Annotated in this window: 2 protein-coding genes; both read left to right on the forward strand. The window is 34.2% G+C overall.

Going from position 1 to position 5,736, the window contains the following annotated elements:
* Nucleotides 1-736 precede the first annotated feature (736 nt).
* The gene (locus tag BY457_RS18600) at nucleotides 737-2,728 is read left to right on the forward strand and encodes a site-specific DNA-methyltransferase (RefSeq protein WP_106154833.1); all 1,992 of its coding nucleotides are present in this window, start codon (nucleotides 737-739) and stop codon (nucleotides 2,726-2,728) included.
* A 2-nt stretch (nucleotides 2,729-2,730) separates the two neighbouring features.
* Complete coding sequence (locus tag BY457_RS18605) at nucleotides 2,731-5,511, forward strand: DEAD/DEAH box helicase family protein (RefSeq protein ID WP_106154834.1); 2,781 nt, start codon at nucleotides 2,731-2,733, stop codon at nucleotides 5,509-5,511.
* The last annotated feature ends 225 nt before the right edge of the window (nucleotides 5,512-5,736 follow it).

Genomic DNA, 5,736 nt, shown 5'->3' on the forward strand with positions numbered 1-5,736 from the left:
CTGCTTCACATGTCCACCTCGTGAACGTGGAGCTATCCCCTGGTAAGAGCTTTATCCTTCAGTCTATTCCTGTCGCATCTACATAACTGTCCTTTTGGTGTTCTTTGGGCTTTACAATGATGTGCTTGCTTACCCGAACAATCATGCCTCATATGCGCCTTACAGCACATGCTAATCCTGTAATACCTGTCCGTCAGTACAGACTTTTGCCGGTTGGCTTCCTTCACTGCATACCTCACGGTAAACCAGCTTGCCACTTGCTAATGCTTCGAGGCGTCACCCTCGCGCATAAGGGACTTACACCCTCCGGATAAATTCACCTCACACTTTATGGTTACTTGAAAAAGATTTGTATTTTTAATCTTTTTCTAGAACTTCCAGTGTGGGTGCGCTGCTGCTCATGCAGGGCACACACACGCGGTATAAAAAATTGCCGAGTTAGTCGGTTATTCAAGGGTTGTAGCCCGCTTCTGCTTTTGTGTAAATTGATAGGAAATCACCCGAAATCGGCAACTTTTCATACCGCCAACCGTTGTGTGCCATGCTAAAAAAAGACCGTGCATATTGAAAAACTTGGTGAAAATAGGAATAGCCAACCCGCATTGCACACATTGGCAAGCCCCACGAGCCGATGCTCAAACCAAAGCTTGCCAAAGAGTGCAATTTTTGCCAGCGCACACAAGAAGACCGAAATGAAATTTGTAAATTTGAGACTTAAAAAATTAGAGATAAAAATATGACTGAAAATTTTAAAAGCGTCCTTGAAAATATCCTGAAAAAAGATAAAAGACTGGTTGATGATAGCGGAGAACTCAATGGAAACCTGATACATGAATATGCCAGCAGTTTAGACGAAGGACTAATTGAACTTTTGCTCAATGAAGAGGCAACGAGAGAAAAGTTTTTTCTGAAAGTAAAGGACGTTTATGTTTTTAAGCAAAATGACTTTAAATTCTTCCTTGACGAAAATAAAATTGACAACTCATATACTCAATACGCTAACCGGATTGGTTTAAGCACAGGTGGTAAATTCCTTAAAGATATTGACGATGTAGTTTTAGATTTTCCTTACAAAGATTGTGTATTGGAAGGTGGACAAAGCACGGAAGAAGGCACTGATACGTATTTTGAATATGACGAAAACGAACAAGATTACATTGAAAAAGAAGCAAAACGTAAAGAAATTTTCTTTAACCAAATACTTGCAAAAGATGAAATTGACCGCTTAACAGAACCAAAAGCATTTACCAATATTAAACGATACACAGAAAAAGGAGAAGATAAAATTACCTCTTTCAACCGTAATGAAAAAGGACAAATTACTGATAACCTTATTATCAAAGGGAATAATCTTTTGGCTTTACACTCTTTACATGAGCAGTTTCAAGGAAAAATAAAACTAATTTATATTGACCCACCATATAATACTGGAGATGATGAATTTAAATACAATGATAAATTCAATCATTCAACATGGTTAACATTTATGTCAAATAGATTCAAGAATGCTGAAAAACTATTAAATAATGATGGGTTTCTTGTTGTTCAATGTGATGATAACGAGCAAGCTTATTTAAAAGTCTTAATGGACAATGTCCTCAAAATGAATTTCCTAACGACAATCTGTGTTCAAATGTCATATGTGAGTGGGGAAAAAATGGCACATATAGATAAGAAACCACCTAAAATAAAGGAATATTTACATATTTATTCGAAAAAAACTGGAAATAAAATAATACCACAGTATACTACCAAAGGGGTGGATTTTGAATATAATAAGTATATCGTAAAAAATGATAGCCAAAATTCTAAAGATTGGGATGTAGTTAATCTAAATGAAATATTTAAAAAGCATAAAATCAAAGACGATGAACAAAAGGAAGAGTTTATGCTTGAAAATGCTTCGTTAATTTTTAACCGAGTTAGAAATAAGACTGATGTTTTTAAAAATACATTAGGTAACAAAAAGCTTCAGAAAATTACGACACCAACTGGATTAGAAAAATGGGCATGGAATGGAAGAGAAGTTGTTTTCCTTTCCGATAGAATTATTACTGACCATGAGGGCAACCTAACTTATAGTCAAGCATTGGGCGATATTTGGGATGATATTCCAATTGTTAATCTATATTTAGAAGGCGATGTTAAATTATTGAGGGGAAAAAAACCTGAATTTCTAATAAATAGAATTATTGAGATGCTTTCTAAACCTGAAGATATAATTTTAGATTATCATTTAGGAAGTGGAACTACAGCGGCTGTCTGCCATAAAAATCAAAGACAATATATAGGAATCGAGCAGTTAGATTATGGAGAAAATGATTCTGTTATTCGTTTAAAAAATGTGATTAATGGCGACTCAACTGGAATTAGTGAAGTTGTAGACTGGAAAGGTGGCGGTTCGTTTGTGTACTGCGAACTTGCAAAAAACAATCAAAAAGCAATTGACAAAATAATGTCATGCAAATCATTAGAAGAACTTATCGCTCTTTTTGATGAACTTTATGAAAAATACTTTCTCAATTACAATGTAAAGGTCAGGGAGTTTAAAGAAAAGATTGTTAATGAAAATGAATTTCAGAATCTATCGCTTGAAAGACAAAAAGAAATTTTTGCACGCATGTTAGACCTAAACCAGCTTTATGTGAATGTTAGCGATATGGAAGATAGCCGATTTAAGCTTTCTGATAAAGACATTGCATTAACCAAAAACTTTTATCAAATATAATTATGGCAGACGATAAATATTTATGGGAAACGCTGCCAGAAAAGGCATTTAAACTAAGGTTACAATATCCGGAAATCCCGGCATACATAACCGATAATTTGCGTTATGAACTTTTTAAATGGCAGGAAGAGGCATTAATTAATTTTTTAACATACGAGCAGGTAAAAGAGGCAGAAGAAGATATAAATCCCTCACATCTTTTATTCAATATGGCAACCGGAACAGGTAAAACCTTACTTATGGCTGCCTTAATTTTATACTATTACAAACAAGGTCATCGCCATTTTATCTTTTTCGTTAATCAAAATAATATTGTAGGTAAAACAGAGGATAACCTCACAGACCCAAGTCACAACAAATATCTGTACAAGAAAAATATTGTAATTGATGAAAAAATAGTCAACATTCAAAAGGTCGATAATTTTTCAAATGACACAGACGATATTCAAATCCTTTTTACTTCCATTCACAAACTACATAATGCTGTTTACATTATAAAAGAGGATAGCATCTTTTTAGAAGATTTACAAAAACGGGATTTAATTATGCTGGGTGACGAAGCCCATCATTTAAATGCTGCAACTAAAAAATCAAACGGGCAAACGAAACTTGATTTGAAAACCGAGTTGATGGATAATGCAAGTCAGGAAGATATTGAGAAAAGCTGGGAACATACAGTCATAGACTTAATTTTGAAGAAGGGCAAAACCTCACAGGATGAACCGAATAATAATGCACTTTTAGAATTTACAGCAACTGTACCAACTAACAAAGAAGTAGTTCAAAAATACATTGATAAAACTGTTTACAAATTTGACCTCAAAGATTTTCTGAAAGCCGGATATACAAAAGAGATTAACCTGGTTTCATCATCTTTTGACAAGAAAAAACGCATTATGCAAGCCTTGTTATTTAACTGGTATCGTTATAAAGTTGCCGTTGAAAATGGTCTTGCAAATTTTAAACCTGTAATACTATTCCGAAGCAAATTCATTGATAAATCAAAAGAGAATAATTCAGAGGAAGATTTTAAATATTTTATCGACATCATAAATAATCTTTCGCCTTCGGATTTTGACTTTTTAGGTGAAGTAGATGAAAAAGAATTATTTGATATTACCGAAACTTATCAAAAAGGCAAAAGCCGGATTATTGATATAAAGCGGTACATCAAAGAGAACAATATTTCAATAAAAGATATTATCGAATACTTGCAATACGCTTTTCATGAGCGTAATTGCATAATAACAAATTCTAAATCGGGCACAAAAACCAAAGAAAAAACAGACGAAGAAACAGAGCGACTTTTAAATAGCTTAGAAGATAAAGAAAACCACATTCGGGCAATATTTACAGTTAAAAGGTTAACCGAAGGTTGGGATGTGTTGAACCTTTACGATATTGTACGTTTGTATGAAGGTCGTGATGAAGGTACTTCAAGTAATGGAAGGAAAGCCGGACAGGCAACAGTTTCAGAAGTACAATTGATTGGTAGAGGTGTTCGCTATTATCCATTCGCTTATCAAGACAAAGAGAAGCGAAAAAGGAAATTTGATAATAACCTTGACCATGAATTAAGAGTATTAGAAGAATTTTATTTCCATAGTGATGATGACCACCGTTACATTGATGAATTGAAGCGAGAATTAAAAAAACAGGACTTGCTTCCTCAAAATGATAAGGTCATTAAAAAGTTTCAATTAAAACTTGATTTCGGAGAATCCGACTTTGTGAAAGATGTAAAACTCTATCGCAATAAACAAATCGAAAATCCGGCTAAAAGAAAACGAACACTTGAAGAAATAAAAAAAGATTTTGATTTCACATTTAAAATAGAGCGTTTCGGATTAAGAGAAACTAAAGTTATTTTAGATAAAAAAGAAGATGAAACACGCTTAAAGGCAGGCGAAAGCGAAAGCAATACCCTATCTAAAAAACTTAAAGATTTTGAAAAACACATTATTCGCAAAGCAATAAATGTTCAGGCAAAAAAAGACAATTCAATTTTACGGTTTAATAAACTAAAAGAAGAGTTGGCTATTTCTTCATTAGAAGATATTCTGAAAGAAGAATTTTTAGGAGATTTTCCTATAAATCTGATAGTTCCTAAGCATATTGAAAAACTTGAACATCTTGATAATGAAAATCAACTTTACGCTCTTGTAGCATTTTTTGGTAAAGTTTCAACAGAACTTAAATACATATCAAATCCAACCATCGGTTCAGAGTTTGAACCAGTAAAATTTAAAGACTATTCTGATTGGAAAAAGGAAAAATCAGTTGTTGAAGAACCAGAAAATGAATATTTGCACAAAGAACTTGTTGAAAAAGACTGGTATGTTCTTGACGGTTTTCATGGCACAAGTGAAGAACGCAGTCTAATTGAATTTCTCAAGGATACTATGGGAAATTTCGAAGCTCAATATGAGCAGGTTTATCTGTTGAGAAATGAAGAGGTTTACAAAATTTACGACTTTGAAAAAGGTCGTGGCTTCATGCCGGATTTCTTATTGTTTTTAAAAGAAAAACAGAAAAAACTTTATTATCAGGTTTTCATTGAGCCAAAAGGTTCACAATTTAAAGACGCTTCCGGTGGATTTCAGGATAGTAAAGAAGGATGGAAAGAAAAATTTCTGGAACAAATCACTGAAAAATACGGACAGAAACAAGTGTTAAAAGCTGAAAATAAAGACTATAAACTTCTAGGTCTTCCACTGTACAATCAAAAGACAAGTAAGATTTTCAAGGACGCTGTAAAAGAAAATTTGACAATAGAATTATAAACAATATGCCCAACCCTTCGCATCCATACACATTGGCAAGTCGCACAAGCCCAAGCGCAAGCCAAAACTTGCCAAAGAGTATGGCTGCCCAACCGCACAGACAGACTGCGGACATAAAGCACGGGCACACAATCGAGTAGACTGCCGCTAGGTCAATGACCTAGCGGAGAGCCTCTCACACCACCGTACGTACGGGTCTCGTATACGGCGGTTCTTTAAACCATG

Source organism: Marinilabilia salmonicolor (assembly GCF_003003035.1).
In the GTDB taxonomy this organism is placed as follows: Bacteria; Bacteroidota; Bacteroidia; order Bacteroidales; family Marinilabiliaceae; genus Marinilabilia; species Marinilabilia salmonicolor_A.

Excerpts from the sequence above, each read along its gene's own strand:
- BY457_RS18605 (WP_106154834.1), top strand. The coding sequence starts at position 2,731 with ATGGCAGACGATAAATATTTATGGGAAACGCTGCCAGAAAAGGCATTT.
- BY457_RS18600 (WP_106154833.1), top strand. The coding sequence starts at position 737 with ATGACTGAAAATTTTAAAAGCGTCCTTGAAAATATCCTGAAAAAAGAT.